Annotated in this window: 15 protein-coding genes; 3 read left to right on the top strand and 12 right to left on the bottom strand. The window is 32.8% G+C overall.

Annotated features, from left to right (window positions below; genetic code table 11):
- Window position 1 precedes the first annotated feature (1 nt).
- Both C1634_RS20625 and C1634_RS20620 read right to left on the bottom strand, forming a co-directional pair.
- The gene (locus tag C1634_RS20625) at window positions 2–646 is read right to left on the bottom strand and encodes a hypothetical protein (protein WP_103233155.1); all 645 of its coding nucleotides are present in this window, start codon (window positions 644–646) and stop codon (window positions 2–4) included.
- Window positions 647–711: 65 nt separating this feature from the next.
- A complete protein-coding gene (locus C1634_RS20620) occupies window positions 712–1,266 on the bottom strand; it encodes a hypothetical protein (RefSeq protein WP_103233154.1) in 555 nt (184 codons plus the stop codon).
- A 177-nt stretch (window positions 1,267–1,443) separates the two neighbouring features.
- Between C1634_RS20620 and C1634_RS20615 the strand changes: the two genes are divergently transcribed.
- Window positions 1,444–1,851 carry a helix-turn-helix domain-containing protein gene (locus C1634_RS20615; RefSeq protein WP_103233153.1) on the top strand — a complete coding sequence of 136 codons (408 nt, stop codon included), beginning with the start codon at window positions 1,444–1,446 and terminating at the stop codon, window positions 1,849–1,851.
- Window positions 1,852–1,966: 115 nt separating this feature from the next.
- On the opposite strand, the gene C1634_RS20610 is transcribed toward C1634_RS20615, so the two are convergent.
- Together C1634_RS20610 and C1634_RS20605 are read right to left on the bottom strand one after the other, a co-directional pair.
- A complete protein-coding gene (locus C1634_RS20610; RefSeq protein WP_103233152.1) occupies window positions 1,967–2,578 on the bottom strand; it encodes a DUF1700 domain-containing protein in 612 nt (203 codons plus the stop codon).
- A gap of 2 nt (window positions 2,579–2,580) precedes the next feature.
- Window positions 2,581–2,913: a PadR family transcriptional regulator gene (locus C1634_RS20605; protein ID WP_109739061.1), complete on the bottom strand. Its 333-nt coding sequence runs from the start codon at window positions 2,911–2,913 to the stop codon at window positions 2,581–2,583.
- 514 nt (window positions 2,914–3,427) lie between these two features.
- Here C1634_RS20605 and C1634_RS20600 point away from each other — a divergent pair.
- Window positions 3,428–3,781 (top strand): hypothetical protein, encoded by a 354-nt coding sequence (locus tag C1634_RS20600; RefSeq protein WP_103233150.1) that lies wholly within the window; start codon window positions 3,428–3,430, stop codon window positions 3,779–3,781.
- A gap of 105 nt (window positions 3,782–3,886) precedes the next feature.
- On the top strand, window positions 3,887–4,231 hold the full coding sequence (locus C1634_RS20595) for a hypothetical protein (RefSeq protein WP_123921532.1): 345 nt from the start codon (window positions 3,887–3,889) through the stop codon (window positions 4,229–4,231).
- Window positions 4,232–4,627: 396 nt separating this feature from the next.
- On the opposite strand, the gene C1634_RS20590 is transcribed toward C1634_RS20595, so the two are convergent.
- The 8 genes from C1634_RS20590 to C1634_RS20555 form a co-directional block, all read right to left on the bottom strand.
- Window positions 4,628–4,804: a histone H1 gene (locus C1634_RS20590; RefSeq protein WP_103233148.1), complete on the bottom strand. Its 177-nt coding sequence runs from the start codon at window positions 4,802–4,804 to the stop codon at window positions 4,628–4,630.
- 178 nt (window positions 4,805–4,982) lie between these two features.
- Window positions 4,983–6,737, bottom strand: coding sequence for a TonB-dependent receptor (locus C1634_RS20585; RefSeq protein ID WP_109739090.1), 1,755 nt, complete (start codon window positions 6,735–6,737; stop codon window positions 4,983–4,985).
- A gap of 8 nt (window positions 6,738–6,745) precedes the next feature.
- Window positions 6,746–8,107, bottom strand: coding sequence for a PKD domain-containing protein (locus C1634_RS20580; protein ID WP_103234470.1), 1,362 nt, complete (start codon window positions 8,105–8,107; stop codon window positions 6,746–6,748).
- A 33-nt stretch (window positions 8,108–8,140) separates the two neighbouring features.
- A complete protein-coding gene (locus C1634_RS20575; RefSeq protein WP_228410125.1) occupies window positions 8,141–11,389 on the bottom strand; it encodes a SprB repeat-containing protein in 3,249 nt (1,082 codons plus the stop codon).
- 13 nt (window positions 11,390–11,402) lie between these two features.
- Window positions 11,403–13,508 (bottom strand): fibronectin type III domain-containing protein, encoded by a 2,106-nt coding sequence (locus tag C1634_RS20570; protein ID WP_103234468.1) that lies wholly within the window; start codon window positions 13,506–13,508, stop codon window positions 11,403–11,405.
- Window positions 13,509–13,572: 64 nt separating this feature from the next.
- Window positions 13,573–14,994, bottom strand: a complete 1,422-nt coding sequence (locus C1634_RS20565; protein WP_123921530.1) for a hypothetical protein — start codon at window positions 14,992–14,994, stop codon at window positions 13,573–13,575.
- A 108-nt stretch (window positions 14,995–15,102) separates the two neighbouring features.
- Complete coding sequence (locus tag C1634_RS20560; protein ID WP_109739059.1) at window positions 15,103–15,738, bottom strand: hypothetical protein; 636 nt, start codon at window positions 15,736–15,738, stop codon at window positions 15,103–15,105.
- A gap of 69 nt (window positions 15,739–15,807) precedes the next feature.
- Window positions 15,808–16,809, bottom strand: coding sequence for a hypothetical protein (locus C1634_RS20555; RefSeq protein WP_109739058.1), 1,002 nt, complete (start codon window positions 16,807–16,809; stop codon window positions 15,808–15,810).
- Between the last annotated feature and the right edge of the window lie 41 nt (window positions 16,810–16,850).

Raw genomic sequence — 16,850 nt, 5'->3', positions numbered from 1 at the left:
GTTATGGGTTTTTGGTATTGTGATTTTCGGGATTGAAGTAGAAGTACAGGGATTCTAAGAGTATTCGAACCAATGCAAACCAAATCATTAAATCGATATGCTCCTGCAATTCGGTATCGTTTTCAAGTTTCTGGATCTCATCAATTGTAAAGTCGGGATTACCTGTTTTTTCGATAAATTTTCTGTAATATTCTTCTCCCGTCGCAGAAACGACAGTAAGGAAAAGATCCTCTATATAGTCATCTAAAGGGATTGAATTAATTATATAATGTTCAGCTTGATAGGATTTATCATTTTTAATTTCATCCGCAGGAATAATACGCCCTGATTGGTCTATAAAGTCGGGAATGCTTGAAATCAGAAATTGCAGGTATGTGAGTAGTCCGGCAATCTTTAGATTGGCTGAATCAATGTTAGGAATTTCTATGTTTCCCGAAAACAATTCTCTGCTACTGTACTTTTGTATCAGTCTGGGATAGCGGTCAAAAAGTTCAGTGACTTCCGAATTTCCTAATTTACCTAATAGCTGAAAGATTCCTTTATTCAGTTCATCTATCTGCCTTTTGTCCGACAATAATTTAAAGCTCGTTTCCACCATCTCTATTGAGTTGATGATTCTTTCTTTCCTTGTTTCTTTATTTCTCATATTAAATTTTAAAGAATTAAAGTTGGTCAGAGATCATTTGGTATTCAATTCCTTTAGAAGATATATTATTCTGCGGATGTGGGTTTTTTATCCTTTATTTTCTTTAGGCCTCTTTCACGAATGATCTGCGCTGAATCAAGCATTTTATTAAGATGGATAAAAAGAGTAACGATATTTGCTTCCAACTCATCTGAATAAGAGCCAAGAGAGAAATAAACAATCTCTGTATTGAAATACTCAAATTCATTAAGAGTAAACTCTTTGAAAGCTTTTTCAAAAACAAGAAATGGATTTCGATATTCTTCATCGGAAAGAGAACCTTGCAGTAATCTGGATGGAAACTTTGGAGGACGTTTCACTTTCCATTTTTCTGCTTTAAATTGTAAAACATAGCTTGCCCTTATGAATGAGCGCATACAGAGGTAGTAATGGAATATTAGCGACGGGTCTTCTTTCGTCAAAACTTCGCATTTTGTCGAGTAGTTCATCACATCATTTAATCTTTCTCTTACAGCAGAAAGAAAGTCCATCTTAAAAAATGCATCTATCAGTGTCAAACAAGAATGCTTTGTATGACCATCCCAAAATTCAGATTCAAAATCTATTTTCTTCTTTTTCATAATACTTAAAGTTTATTCTAAGCGAAGTAACTAATATCAAAGCAGGATAATCAATACCATAAACGTATATTATACCTATGTAAAAGGATATTTTACAGGATAATTTTTTAACTTTACAATTCAGACGATTTAACAGAAATGGCTTTATCTTTAAGCCTTTAAAATTTGATAACCGCTATGGAACAGAAAATACATCAGGGAAGAAATGTAAAACGCTTTAGAGAGATGCTAGGCATTAAGCAGGAAGCTTTAGCTCTTGACTTGGGCGATGATTGGAATCAAAAGAAAATTTCTTTGCTTGAACAGAAGGAAATAATCGAAGATCCTTTGTTAAAAAAGATTTCTGAAGTATTGAAAATTCCGGTTGAAGCTATTCAAAACTTTGATGAAGAGCAGGCTATAAATATTATTTCTAACACTTTTGGAGAACACGCTTTTAGCAATTCTTTCAATTACGGAACTATAAATTTTCATCCGATTGAAAAATTAGTTTCATTGCACGAAGAAAAGATTGTGTTATACGAACGTATGCTGAAGGAGAAGGATGATATGATGGATAGGCTTGAAAAGCTTATCAATAAATAAAATATAAGTAATTCGGGATAATTACTTTTTCATTTTAATAAGTAAGGCTCAACTAAAAGTTGAGCCTTTATTTCGAAAGAAATTTTACGAACCAGAATTGACTTTGTATCTTGTTCTACGCTATGTTCTTATTCTTTCCCATTGATTGTTTTATTTTCAATAAAAATGTAATAAAAAAATAGAATATGAGTCCAAGAAGAATTGTAACTGGGATAAACCAATACCCAAGAACTTCATATTTCTTTAAATATTCATTTGTAACAAAACCACCATATTGAAATATTTCTCCCTCTTTATAATAAAAACCTACATTATTGGGATATAAAAGCTTGACGGGCACCATAACAATAAATGAAAAAAGGAATAAGTATAAAATAAAAAATATAAGATATATAATACCATAAGAAAAGTTTAAAACTAATGCTTGAAATATATGTATAGGATTAAAGGTTTTTGTTGCCTGACTTAATTTTTTCTCTGCTACTAAGGGTTTTAAAACTTCTTTTGGAATTCCAATTTTGTTAAGTGTTATTGTCAAGTTTTTAGTTTCATTGCTATCATTATTAATTTTAGACATACTTTCATAGATATGACTATTTATTTCCATTATAACATCGTATTGGTCTTCTTTATTTAATTTTTTGGTTGCCGACTGAATTTGCTTCAAATAATTATTATAATTTTTTTGAGCATCAGGATTTTTAAATTGTATTTTTTTAAATTCCATTTTTATATTATTTTAGACATTAAATTTTGTAAATTATTCCATTGAGTTTTCATTTCTTCAAGAGTTTTCAACCCAGTTGTTGTCAAGGAGTAGTATTTTCTTGGGATTCCAGTTGTTTGTTCTACCCATTTAGATTCTAAGAGATTTTCGGTTTTCAGCCTATTCATCAATGGATAAAGTGTTCCTTCAGCAATTTCTATATCGGTTATTGATTTTATTTTTTCTAAAAGTTCATAACCATACATTTCATTTTCTTTTAACACAAGGAGAACAATAAATGATAAAGTTCCTTTTTTAACTTGTGATTGCCATTTGTAAATAAATTCCTTATTCATTTGGCAAATATACAACACAATACATAGTATAACAAAGTATAATGTATTAAATTTTATAATCCCAGAAAGGATTTGATTATAGCTTGTTAGGATGAATAAGCATTATTATCTCAAACACGTTTAATAATTATCAATAAATAGCATAACTGATTTACAATTCAACCTTTCTTAAAAGATTTATAAAGATGAAATGATGGAGAGATTGGGAAAGCTAATCAATAAATAAAATATAATTCAAAAAGTATTTTTTACTTAAATTTTTCGTTCAATAGAAATATTAATTTTTTCACTTATAAGAAATCATACAAACAACACATAGATGAAAAAAAGCATTTCCATAGTTTCTTTTGTTTTTTGCACACTAAGTATGTGCACAAAACATAACCCCTCCAATCATTAAAGACCCATTAACAACTTACAGTGGTCTAAAAATTAAGGAACACTGATTGAGAAGCGAACTGTTGAATTAGCTAAATTCAAAAATTTAAATATTCAAAAAATCGTTACAAAGGATATGTCTGATGATTCTACAGAAACGGTTCTTGGAATTATGTATGAATATGAAAACTTTGATAATGTCTCAAAAAATACATACACTATTGAAAAACCTGAGCTTTCTAAATTAATCCAGTCCCTTCAACTTTTGGAACAGAAGGAAAATGAAACAAAATCAAGTCAAGAAAGTAAATATAAGTTCCTTACAATGAGCAATATTGAATTTGGAGGTGTTTACAATGAAAGACGTAAAAGCTGGACGAATTATGTAAAAGTACCTTTGACTTTTATGAATCAAAGTCCAAACGAGTTCAACAAAGACGAATTAAAAGAACTTATAAATATTTTGAAAAAAGCTGAAAAAGAACTATAAAAAACGTTCTTCTAAATGGCGATTTATCTGAATGGTGGATAATCCATTAATTAAAAAATATCTTCCTAATTCTACAATGGTAATATATTTAAACTAACACACCCAATGAAAAAATCAACAATTATTAGACTTTTATCATTACTAATTCTTATGTACTCTTGTAGCGTTTCTACAAAAGATATTAGCAGTTCTGAAGAAAATGGATTTTTCTTTAAGATGAAGCATAAATTTACTGAAATCAATTATGAAAATTACCAAATATTGATTCCTAAAAAACTAAATACAGAAGAAAAAGCAATTGTGAAAATTAAAGATAAGACCAAAAGAAATTCTGAGAAAGAGCTAAATCAAGATGAGCATTTAAGAATTCAATTAATTTTAAAATCAGATAATAATTTATATGAAGAAAATGAAAAATCAATTATAAAAATATTGAATTTAGATTCTTAATAATAACATTTTTATTGTAGATACCATTTGGTAGAATGTAAGATTGTCCAATAATATTTTATAATACTAACGGGAATAAGGATTTTGTGTTATATAAATTCTATACGAAAGAATATTGAATGTAAATTCCAGTGATAATTTACTCCGTAATTACGTGATCAATTTGACGGTCTTTTTCAGGTTTGATAATAACCTGTAACTATTTTATAGTTATTGATAATTGCTACGAAAAGAAATAGGCTCTATTTATTTTATATCGGTTTAGATGTGACCTGTATGTAATTTATGCAGGTTTAATAATGACCTGTAAAATTTTTTAGGACTGGGCAATTTCCTATACCTATAAAAATCCCTGCTTTTTGTAAAGCAGGGATTAAACTAAATGCGTTTCAATTCTTAAATTTTGCTTGCATCAACAGATACTTTTCTAAATTCTTTAAATAGCTTGCTTAATTCCAAAGCTGATTTTCTAGCTCTTGTCCCAGCTGCTTTATTTCCCTTTTCTGATTGTTGATTCGCTTCAGTGGTGAATGCCTCAAATTCTGCGTTGATCTTTTCGATTAGTTCTTTCATTTGTTTATGATAAATAATTGTTAAAATGGATTGCAAATATAATTGTTTATTTGAAAAGAATGATTTCTTAAGTTTTATCTGATAGTACACTTTTATGATGCTTATTAGATCTCATTTCGATAGTTTATAAGCAATTGAATCGCTTCACCCAATTACCACAAACATATCTTTCTGAATTCTAAAAACTATAATTATATCCCACTGTACAAGTCATTTCATTGAGATTTGGATTTTCTATATTCTGATCTGTATTTCTGAACATTTGGATAACATTAAGATTAAAATTATGCTGTTTCCAAGGCATATAATTAGCTCCCAATCTAAAATTCATCACGTTAATATTAGCAGTCGCACTTCCCGAATGATTGTAAGATGCACCAAAACTTGTTTTTAGCTTTTCATCTTTTAAGAAGGATTTGGTCACATTTACGCCAGGTCCCCATATTGTTGATATCTGCGAAGCAGCGTACGTATGGGTAAAATTAAAAGAAGTCGCAATATTCATTTTCTTTTCGGGGAAACCTAAATTATAATTCACATTGGCATTATGAAATCTTGACAATCCACCTCTTCTTACGATACCGTTTTCCCTGTTAACCATATCATTCAATGAATAATTAAAATTGATATTTTGAACTTTTTCTTTCGTGTTAGAAAGAATATAATTCACATTAATATTGGTGTTTTGCGAAATCTGTTTGTAATCAATAGAATCTTTGGGCTGTTGGATAATTAATGGATTATCATTAATCGTGTTGAACTGATTCAACTGATTGCTGGTAAACATCGTAAAGTTGGAATAACTAGCGGTAATCATTAGTTTCTCAGAGGCTTTAAGATTAGCATTCACGGCACCCACCCAACGGCTGGTTTGCTTAGCTTTTTTATTATCCAGATTATCTCGTTGTCTTCCAATGTTTGTAGAAAGAGACAACCTATCTTTCAGCATCGTGAAAGAAGAATTAAGCGTAATGTTTTCCAGATCGTTATTAAAATAATAAGCTCCTAACGTTTTATATCCCGGGTCTATTTTTTCGTATCTAATGCCAACCATTCCTTTTTTCAGTTTAAGGTTGACTCCTGTATTGAAAGCCGAGTAACTTTCCATAGAAGAATTGGGCGAAAGAAATCTGGATGCAATTCCTTTTTTTACTGAACCATTGGTTGTTGCTCTTAAATCATTTATGACAGATGTATTGGCGTATTCTCCGAAAGCCTCCAAATTTTTATCAAGTTTAAAACTTCCTGTCATTGAAAGTACCAAGTTTTCTTGTGGCAAGACTCCTTTTGCATCAGGTGCTATCTTGAGAGAACCTACATCATCTTTTGCATAGAATCCAATCAACCCCAATTTATATTTGTCTTTTTCCCATTTCAAATGAGCTCCATATCCCATTCTTTTATAGGCGGGAATTGTATTAGGATTTCCGTCGTCTTCCACCGCTTTGTTGAGTCTTCCCGTCATTAAGGCAACTTTCAACGGTATTTTGGGTGTCAGTTCCAAACCGGCTCCGGTAAATAAAAGTCCATTGAACGTGTAAGGAGAAAATGTCATATTGGCATCTCCAATATAAGCCTTTACCCATTTATATTTTGGAGCTATACTAATTCTGTTAAATTTGAAAGGAACCTGATATCCCAATTGACTTCCCTGATTGGTTAAACTGTATGATATGGGCATAGACCATTTGTATAATCCGAGATTCAGATTCCCGTTAAGGAAATAAGTAAACGGCTCTCTTCCGCTGTAGACATTTGAACTATAAAAAACAGAAGTAGCTGAAATTCCACCACTTATTTTAAAAGGGTTTTTCTTCAGCTCCTCTTTTGTTTTTTTTCCTAGGTTTTCTAAATCCACCTCTTGTGCATTATATAAAGTATGTGCAGAAATTAACAGCAATAATGTGATACTTTTGGTATAAGTCTTTTTCATAAAAAACATTATGGTTGTTTTTGAACTTTAATATCTACTAATATATATGAGCCTGTTCCTGCCGATACAAAATCTGTGATTTTGATTGCCCCTTTTCTGCCATCCTCGGTTTTAAACAAAACCACTCTTGGAGTGACTGTATTGTTGAAAGGAGTTTTTCCTGCATTGGTTTCATTCACAGTAATTGAATTAAAATCACTTCCTTGATTAATAGCGTTAAATCCTGAGCTTGAAAGTTGTGTTCCTACCAATTCTTGCGAGTTGACAATTTTACTATGAGTAGCATTTGGAATTGAAGAAAACGCTGTATTCTGAACTTCATCCGGAGATACAAATTGATTATAGTTAAAGGAAGAGTTAAGTCCGAAAAATCCAAAATCTATTTTAGAACCATTCGCAGGAGTAACATCTCCTTGTTTAATGACCGTGCCTAAATAGGAAGAAAAGAAGCACCCAATCGTAGAGTGAGCAGTGCTGATTCCCAATTTTACATTACTAAAAGAAAACAAATTGGTATTTGGTTGGATTGTCACTTGCTTTTGAAGTATTTTGGTCTCTTTATCGTTGGTCGCTTTCAAAATAATGATATATGTTCCGGCAGCACTGAAATTAACATCAGGATTGGTTGCCGCAGATAAAGAAGGCGTTGCTCCTGCTATTTCCCATTCATACGAATATGCATTGGTAGACAAGTTATTTAAATGCAGCAATAGAGGTGCTTCGTAGTCATTGTCAATAGGATCTACGCTCCAATTAAAATCAATGGTCATCGCAGGTTGCATCGTTACCGTTTTTTGGCTAGAATAGGTTTCCATACCATTTGAAATCGTCAGTTTGATAATATGGTCTCCTGGTGTTGTAAATACCACACTCGGATTCTGAACATTGGAAGTAGCGGGATTACCTCCATCAAATTCCCATAAATATTGAGTAGCTCCAAGTGATTTGTCTACCATCTGTAAGGTTACAGGAGAAATATCGCTTCCCTGCATCTGCCACTCAAAATCTACCTTCATAGAAGCATCTGCCTTTACCTCTATTGTTTTCTCCTCTTCATTTCCATCTTTGTTGGAGGCTTTCAGTGTTATTTTATATACTCCTGCTGCTGCATAGGTAATAGGTTGGGGATTTTTTTCTGTGGAACTTGTAACGGTTGCTCCTTCAAATGACCATTCGTAGGTGTCAGCTCCTGTAGATTTGTTGGTAATTTCTACTTTTACAGGTACTGAATAATCATTATTGACTACTTTTATTGTAAAATCAGCCTTTACAGGAATTCCTTCTTCAACTGCACAGGCATTCAATGTAAAAGCAAAAATTGCCCAAAGGATTATGTAATGTATTCTTTTTAATTTATTATAAAAATTCATGGATTGTATTTTGTCTTTAATCATCATTTGTTTTTATTGTACAAGCATTCTTTTTACCAATACTTCATTAGCAGTTTCTAGAATAACCAAGTAAGTTCCTGCCGGAAGAGAGGTGTTATAAGGCACAGCAAAATAAGCAGCTTTCGGCTGAGTAACTGCAGGATAAGCTTCATGGGAAACCATATCGATAATTTTTATTTTGATTGGTTTTTCCTCGCTTAATCCTACTAAAACTTTAAACACTCCATTATTAGGATTTGGAAGAATTGTGAATTCTGTGATATTGGAGGCTTTTGTAGGATTAAGTGTAACTCCTGAAGTGTTTTCTTCAACAATCACTTTTTTGTAGAAAGTTTTCACACACTCTCCCTGAATTCCTTTCAATCCTATTTCATAAGAACCTGGAACTGAAAATTTAAGCTCCAAAAGATTGTTTGTTTTCTGAATGACCTGAATATTATTACTTGTTGGAATTATCCATTCTACCGCTTGCGGCTGAGTTGGCGAAGTATTAACCAATACCACACTGGATTCCGCATAAGCGTGGGTAGCCAACATAAACTGAGGATTTAAGACTTCTGATGAGTTTTTAATCTTTACGCTATCAGTCGCTGTACAGCCTTTTGAATCAGTAATAATTACAGTATAAGTTCCTGCGTTCGACAAAGTGATGGTTGCCAAATTACCAATTACATTCCCATTTTGGTCTTTCCATTGATAGGTAGCGAGAGGGTCGTTTATTGTTACATTATAAACTTGGGTATCTCCTAGACACAAAGTTACATCTGCTCCTAAATCTACTGTAAGCTGTACAGGGTCTGTCAATGTATATTGCTTTGATGAGCTACATCCATTAGCATCAGTAACCGTCATTGTATAGGTGCCTGCAGGAATTCCAACATTATCAACTCCATTAGTTCCATTAGACCAACTAATAGAATAAGGTACTTTTCCACCTGATATAGTAGTTTTTATTTCTCCGTTATTTGCTCCAAAACAAATAGGATTTTGAACAGAAACATCAGCAATGATAATTTGGTCTAGTTGTATAACCTGTACATTTTTTTTCACACTGCAGCTTTTGGAATCGGTAACGAGTACAAAATAATTACCTCCGGCTAATCCTGAAACTGTTGGCGTGTTATCTCCTGAACTCCATTGATAAGACATTGCGCCTGTGCCTCCAGTTACAGTGGCAGAAACGATTCCGCTGTTTTGGTTGTAGCAAGAAATCGTATTAGCGGAAGTGGTAACTACTAGTTCAGCCGGAAAAACAAAGGTATATTCAGCACTTGTAGTATTACCATTGAAATCTCTTATTTCTATTTTATAAGTCCCTACAGAACGATTGGATAATAAAGCTTGTGTTGCTCCTGGAATATCCTGAAAAATTCCTGCATTTAAGATTTGCCATTTATATTCGTATGCTCCCACACCTCCGGTAACTACTACTTTTAGATTTCCATCTTCGGCATTATCATTTATACCGTTTCCATTGATGTCTATTTGATAAGCATCATCATTATATCTATTACATGAAATCTGTTTTTCAATTTCAATAACAGCAACCAAAGGTTCTGGCTGTGCTACAATAAATTCCTGAGAAATAATTCCGCAATTCCCTAATTGAGAAGTTGCATCAGCGTAGTTTTTATCTTTGACTGTCAGGTAATAATTTCCGGCAGGAAGATTATTAAGCCTTATTGTAAATGGATTATTGGTAGCGTCAACAGTACTTTGAGTAATAGGAAGTAATATTCCAGTTGGGCTATCTTTTCTCCATTCAAAAAAATAGCTTCCATCGGTATTAGGCGTTCCACCTGTCACTCTTACCGAAATATAACCGTCGCTTAATCCGTAACCTAATGGTTGTGCAATTTCAATATCAGCGGTTGGTAGAGCAATGGCTGCCGAAGGTTGGGTAATGGTTACCGTCATTTCTTTTTCAAGATTTGAATTGGCTGGGTCTTTTGCCATACATAAATTAGAATCTCTTACTTTTATTTTATAAACACCAGAAGCTAAGTTTTGAATTGCAGTAGTGCTTCCGCTTGTAAAATTAGTCCAATCTAAAAAAGGTTGTCCGTCTTTGGTTACATAGTATTGGTATTGGTTTTGTCCACCACCTGCACTAAGGTTAATCACTCCATCATTTCCTTCAAAACAATATACATCTGTTTTGGAAGTCATATCAAAAGTAACCGGTGTAGGTTTTGTAATTTCAAAATTAATGGTATGGGTAGGACTGTCGGTATAAGTTGCATTACTCCCATTTAAAGTTCCTAGTATATCCAATTTATAAGTTCCTGGTGCAAGGTTTTGTAACGTATAAGAGGTGCTGGTTTGTAAAAACGTCGTTAAATCCCCATTTGGAACTCCTGTATTAACTGCCGCTCCTGTTACAGTATTGACCAAAGAGATTTTTAATGTTTCACCCGAAATTAACGTTCTGTCAAAATTTAGTGTAGCTGTACCTGTTTCGTCATAAGAACATAAATTAGGGGTTATTGAGCTTGTAAGAATGTGAGGAGCAGACTGAAGAAGTGTTAGAACAACAGGAGGAGAAACCGAAAGGTATGTTCCACCGGATAAACAAGATGCCGCTCGAAAATAAATATTTTGCCCCACATATTGGGTGTAATTAGGTCCGAAAATATCTTTTGCCGAAACACTCAATTTATTTAAAACAGACAAAGCAGGATTAATATCCACCCAATTTACATTGTCTACACTGTACTGATAGCCATATAGATTGGCAGCAAAGCCTTGTCTGGCATATAAATTTACCTTATCATCGCTGGGTAAAAAAGTATTGGTTGTTCCTGTATCGGTCAAGGATATTAATGTATGAACAGGGGTAATTCTTGTCTTAAATGTGATATGTGACATTCTTGGCGTGTGAGTATCTACATCATAATTATCTAAATTGCAATCATTTAAACCATCTGTTTGATCATACCAAGCATCAGTCCCTGATCTGAAATGCACAAATCCTGTTGTACGAATAGATACAGGTTTTTTACTTCTTATTATCGGTGGATTAAGATTCCAATCCCATTCATCATGTTCTTCTTCACTGATATGGCGATAGTAGATTTGCTCTTCCGAATTATCTTCATATTTAAGGGTAAGTGTAACATTTGAAGAGGTACTATTTTTAACAGGGTTTTTAATTTCAAACCTTAAATTATACAATTCGAATTTATATTCTGCCTGTCCTCCTTGTCCCCAAAGGAAAGCAGCATTCATTATCAATAATAAAAATAAAATCCTTTTCATCATTTTTTTGTGTTTTTTAATATTCTATGGTTATTTTTTCAGTTTTTGCTACCTGTTTAGTTTTTAGCATTGGTTTTAAAAGATAGGTATAAGCATTTCCTATTTGAACCGCTTCATCCTCCAAGAAGTTTTGTGATCCTGTTAATGTTCCCCAAAGGGTTGGTTTTTCTATTCCTTTTTGGCGGTACACCAAAATTTCTCCCATATTTTTGGATTCTACTTTCCAGATCAATTCTATCTGATGCTTGTTTCTGTTGGCTGAACCTGATAAATTCGTAAGAATAGACAATGCTTCAAAACTGTTGCTCCTTAATGTAATTTCAGGTGATTTCTCAGATTTCAATTTGTTTTTGTCAATCGCCAATAGATAATAAACATACCGTTTATCTGCTTCTACATTTTTATCGGTATAAGTGAAATTTGGCTGAATATCTTTTGTTTCGTAGATCATTTTCCAGCTTTTATCTGTTCCGTCTTTATCCTGACGGTACAGCTGATGCAGTTCAACATCTTCACTATAACTTCTTAGCCAATTCAATGTAATTTTACCGTCTTCTTCCAGCTTATATTCTGTAAAAACCGGAGATTGTGGTTTTACTTTGTCGGGCTTTTCCAATTCCAAAATGATGGATGGCTTAGACTGGTTTTTCCTTATATCTGTAGCGGTTACATAGTAATACACTTTGGAATTTAGGTTTTCTAAAACCACATTGTCTTTATATGTATTTTTCGTAATGGCTTGCGGAGTAATTCTTACCATCTCATCTCCCTTTTGGATTCCTCGGAAAATATGATAACCTTCCAAATCCTTCTCGGTGTTGGCTTTCCATTGCAGATGTACAACTCCCAAAGAGTCTATTTTTCCTTTAAATTCAAGTGGAATTTCTGGTGGTGTTGCATCATTGGGTTGTGCGAGAACTGAGAAAGATTCTCTTTTATCCTTGTTCTTCCCTATCGCCTGAATTTTATAATAATTAGATGGCGCTAAACTTTTGGTCACCAACGTTCTGTCAATAACAGGGATTTTATTTTTAACGACTTTGTAGGTATTTTCCAAATCTGTTTCAGAGTGGAGGAGTTCAAAAGAAGCAATATCTTTTTCGGCTTCCTTGGGGAATTCCCAATTGATGGTGATTTGTTCGTCTTCGGCAATCTTAAAATTTGAAATTCTGGGAGTTGTTTCAAGACTTTTCTTTCCTTCTCCCGAAACCGCATCTGAATAGGGTCCATAATCCCCAAAAATGGTTTTTCCTCTGATTCTGTAACTGAATTTTGAATTATTTTGAGCCAGCGAGTCTACAAATGTCATTCCTTGTGCCTGTCTTCCGTCGGCATCATTCATATTCATAACCGGAAGGTCGCCCAATGATTTGAAAGCGCTTCCATTCTCAGATTTTTCTACATAATACGAGGTGTAAGTATCTCTCAATTGTAAATATTCCCAGGAAAGTGTAACGGTTTTATCTTTAAAAATTCCTATAAAATCTAATGGTTTTGGGAGTTCTGTATTTGTTGAAACAGAAGCTACCGCATCTCCTTTCACTACCAAAGTTGAAACTCCGGAATTACTGTTTTGATTAATGCTTACAGAATACAGATAACGTTCATTAGCTTTTACATCCTTATCAGTGTAGCCCCAACCTGCGAGTTTAGCAACCTCAAAGTCCAAATCGGCAGCCATTAATGCATAGGCAAAACGCTGGTCTACTTCCTGAGATTTGTTGACTACACCTTCAAGTTTCCCTTGCTTTTCGCCCATTTCCACTTCAAAAGTTTCTCCGAAAAGAGACTGTGCCACTATAGCAGCATTGTCATTTTTTTCGACAACTTTTTTCCATTCTGCCTCGGAAGCAGGCTTGAAAAAGCCTAAATCTTTTTCTTCAGGTTTCTCCAGAAGCTTGCCATCTCTTGAAAGGGTGTATCTTTTTAAAACAAAACCTGTCTTGTTTGCTTTTTGCCATGTTATAGGTTCGTCTACCGCCCACCGCAGCGAGATATGGTCTTTTTTGCTGTCTGCTTTCAAACGTATATGCGGAATAATAACTTTGTCTTGTTTTTCTTGCGAAAAAACAAAAATTGAGATGACTAGAAAGCAAAAACTCAATAGGTATTTTTTACTCATAAGATATAGTGAATAAAATCTTCCCGCCTTTTTATTCAGCAGGAAGATGAATAATTAATAGGGGTTATTTTTTACATTGGGCAGAATAATCGGCAAGAACCTGTACCAATCCTTCTTTGGTTTTGGTGTCATACTTAGAAAAATCCAAAGTTGGACAACTTACATATTCATCAAAAGCTTTTTTGATTTTCTCAGGCTTTCTTTTTCCAAAACCGCCTTTTTCACCTAAATAAACTGCTTTGGGCTGATTGGCTAATTTCAAATAATAATCTTCCGGGTATCTTAAATCATTAAGAACATATCCTTCGTTTTTTTCTTCTAAAATCTCCAAAAACACACTTCCTCCTAATGAACTTGTACCTGCAACACCTATAAAACATCTTTCTCCTGCACAAAATTTTACGCCGTCTTTTGCTTTGAGAAATTCAGTTTTATCACTGCTATGCAGCGTAGCTGTATCTCCGTAAGCTTTAGTATCGTTTACCCCTAATTTCACAGCGATAGATTCAAACATTATAGTGATTTCTCCATTTTTTTTAGTTCCGTCTTTACCTATAACATATCCAGGAATGTTGTATATGTTTTTGGAATCTGCTTTGGCTCGGCTTTCTGCATCATTATTCTGTTGGTTATTAGCTTCTGCATTTTCCTGATGGGCAATCTCGGCCATAGATTTCATATCACCCAAAGTGTAACCATTGGCGTATAATTTTTTGATGACTCTTGGTGCAAGCTCATCATATTCTAATCTTTCGGAAGTGTAATTCGCCAATTTAATCGGGAAGGATTTTCCGTCAAATGTTTTTAGGACAAGTCCGCTTTGGATATTGGCTTTGTCATAGCTGGAAAAATCTATCTGTGCAACAGGGATTTTGTTGATGTCCAAAACCGTGTAGGAAAGGAATTTTTGTATCCCATCAGTTCCTGTTACTTTACGAACAATGTAACCGATTTTTTGGTTGTTGGCACTGATAATCCCTACACTGCTAATTAAGATTTTGTTGTCAGCCGCCAAAGCATCTTCTGAACGATTTGTTTCTTTATCTTTCTCTATTCTTATATCTTCTGCTGTAGAAATACTGCGGTCTTCGGTTTGGAAAAAGCTATTGATTTTGCTTTCATCAATTCCGGATACTGGCAACAAAGGATTGTCGCTCAATATAAGATTTTGTGTAATTGGTTTTTCAAATCCGAATGAGAAGCTGGTTTTGTCGATAAGCTCCAGTTCTCTTATCACACCATTGCTTCCCGTCAATTGTAACCAGTTTTTGGAAACATTATTCTTTAAAGGGGTTTGACTGGTAATCGTAGCAGTGAATAATGCTTTTCCCGACAAATCGCTGATTGTATAATTGTTTTTCTCTTTATCGATTTTGGCAACAGATTTTCCGTCGATTTGTATTTCGCCTTTCTTTACTTTTATTTCTTGTGAGAATACGGAAATGCCTGCGAACATTGTCGCAACGAGTACTAATTTAATTTTCATCTTTGTTGTTTTTGATATTATATGTGATGTAATCTCATCACGTTATGTATATGGTTTTTAATTATGTTTAATTTTTTTATTACTTTAAATAATAACTATTCACTTCTATTATTCAATCAGGTATATAATTTTATCAGGGCTTCCCGAATCGTGTTCTGAAATTGTTAAATAGAATGGTTTTTCAATCCTAAAACTTAACTGAAAAATATTTTCCTGATTGGTTTTTGAAAAAACTTTATAAGCTAAAATGTGCGCTGTTGCTTCATACAAAGTGTACATTGTCATTAAGTCATCCCAGTCGTCAAAATTATTTTCTTCACCTTGAATTTTCATAGTAAACTCATTGAGAGGAAAAATTGTAAATGCTTCGAGAGAAGAAATATTTTCTAAGTATTCAATTCTACTATCCATTGTTTCAAGTCTCGGAAAATCATTTGAATCATTTTGGAAATTTAGTGCAAATGCTTCTAATCCTCCTCCGTAGACTCCTGAATGGGAAAACAAAATCATATTAAATGATTGATTCAAATCTTTGTTAAACTTAGGATTTATCCAAAATTTAGATATATTTTCTTTAAATTCTAAAAACATTTCCTCTAATGCTAATTCTCTATTCAAACCTTGCCAAAACTCAAAAAGACTTTTAAATATTTTACTATTTGTATTTTTTAGAATAGCCTCAGCATTTTCTTTTGCTATATTTTCTTGATTTTCTAATTGATTGAGTAATTTTTCGTTATTCATTTGTTGGATGTTTGATTAAATTAGTATTAGATTTTTTCGTCTGGTGGGAGCATCTTGCTCGTGCCTCATCTAATCCTTCTCAAAAATATGCAAGGTGTTTCCAGAATCTAATAAATACAAAGCTGTTTCACTTTTTTGAAAATCTTTGTAATAAACATCAGAATTATCCAGACTGTGCTTCCATACAATCTCCTTAGTCTTAATATTTAGCACAACGATTGATGGAAAACTGAAGGAACCAAATCCCGAAATATAAAAATAAAGTAGGTCGCCTTCTATTATATAAGAATGAATATTATCGTGTAGCTTTTCCTTTTCTAATTTTTCTTTGATATCAAATTCATAGATAATTTTATTTAGTTTCAAATCATATTCTGCATATTGCCCAAATCGATAATAGATTAGCGTACCATTCTGAAATTGAATAAAATTGTATTGTGCAGTTATTTCGTTTTCTGTATTAGAAAATAATACCATTTTGAAATTATCTTTTATCTCTCCTGTCTCAATATCGATTCTTAAAATGCTGGAATCGTCTAAAACAACTAATAAGTCTTTTTCAAAAACTCCTAAAAATTTATACACCTCTATTCCTTGTTGAGATTTATGAGAAATATGGAAAATCCACTTTTCTTTTTCATTTTTAAAATTCAAACAAACAATATTCTTATTTTTATTTAGTAAAAAATAGTGATTTTTTGAAAGAACATTTTCAGAATTAAATTTTTCAAATCCAACTCTGAAAATTAATTGATTGTTTTTATCAATTAAAGACTCGTAAATATTATTATTTTCAATATACTGTTTGCCAACATAATCTTTAGACACATAAAAAAAAGCTTGATTAATACCTTGTTCTACTAAATTTCCTTTATTATCATAAACTGAAAAATTCCCTTCCCAATCATTAATGTAAACATTATTAAATAGAGTAATTTCAATTTGTTGAATAAAATTGCCTAATATCAAATCATGAAGTAAAAGATTACCATCAATTTTTTGGTATACTATCCCTTCATTACCAAGATAAAACTTGGTTATACTGTTTATTGCTTTTGAAAATCTATACATTATTATTTTATTTCTATAAAGTTGTAAAGTTTAGAGTTTGT

Source organism: Chryseobacterium viscerum, from assembly GCF_002899945.2.
In the GTDB taxonomy this organism is placed as follows: domain Bacteria; phylum Bacteroidota; class Bacteroidia; order Flavobacteriales; family Weeksellaceae; genus Chryseobacterium; species Chryseobacterium viscerum.
Note: the sequence above shows the minus strand (reverse complement) of the source record. Positions and strands in the feature narration are given on the sequence as shown.

Coding starts and splice junctions, on each gene's coding strand:
- C1634_RS20625 (WP_103233155.1), bottom strand. CDS start 646: ATGAGAAATAAAGAAACAAGGAAAGAAAGAATCATCAACTCAATAGAG.
- C1634_RS20620 (WP_103233154.1), bottom strand. CDS start 1,266: ATGAAAAAGAAGAAAATAGATTTTGAATCTGAATTTTGGGATGGTCAT.
- C1634_RS20615 (WP_103233153.1), top strand. CDS start 1,444: ATGGAACAGAAAATACATCAGGGAAGAAATGTAAAACGCTTTAGAGAG.
- C1634_RS20610 (WP_103233152.1), bottom strand. CDS start 2,578: ATGGAATTTAAAAAAATACAATTTAAAAATCCTGATGCTCAAAAAAAT.
- C1634_RS20605 (WP_109739061.1), bottom strand. CDS start 2,913: ATGAATAAGGAATTTATTTACAAATGGCAATCACAAGTTAAAAAAGGA.
- C1634_RS20600 (WP_103233150.1), top strand. CDS start 3,428: ATGTCTGATGATTCTACAGAAACGGTTCTTGGAATTATGTATGAATAT.
- C1634_RS20595 (WP_123921532.1), top strand. CDS start 3,887: ATGAAAAAATCAACAATTATTAGACTTTTATCATTACTAATTCTTATG.
- C1634_RS20590 (WP_103233148.1), bottom strand. CDS start 4,804: ATGAAAGAACTAATCGAAAAGATCAACGCAGAATTTGAGGCATTCACC.
- C1634_RS20585 (WP_109739090.1), bottom strand. CDS start 6,737: ATGAAAAAGACTTATACCAAAAGTATCACATTATTGCTGTTAATTTCT.
- C1634_RS20580 (WP_103234470.1), bottom strand. CDS start 8,107: ATGAATTTTTATAATAAATTAAAAAGAATACATTACATAATCCTTTGG.
- C1634_RS20575 (WP_228410125.1), bottom strand. CDS start 11,389: ATGATGAAAAGGATTTTATTTTTATTATTGATAATGAATGCTGCTTTC.
- C1634_RS20570 (WP_103234468.1), bottom strand. CDS start 13,508: ATGAGTAAAAAATACCTATTGAGTTTTTGCTTTCTAGTCATCTCAATT.
- C1634_RS20565 (WP_123921530.1), bottom strand. CDS start 14,994: ATGAAAATTAAATTAGTACTCGTTGCGACAATGTTCGCAGGCATTTCC.
- C1634_RS20560 (WP_109739059.1), bottom strand. CDS start 15,738: ATGAATAACGAAAAATTACTCAATCAATTAGAAAATCAAGAAAATATA.
- C1634_RS20555 (WP_109739058.1), bottom strand. CDS start 16,809: ATGTATAGATTTTCAAAAGCAATAAACAGTATAACCAAGTTTTATCTT.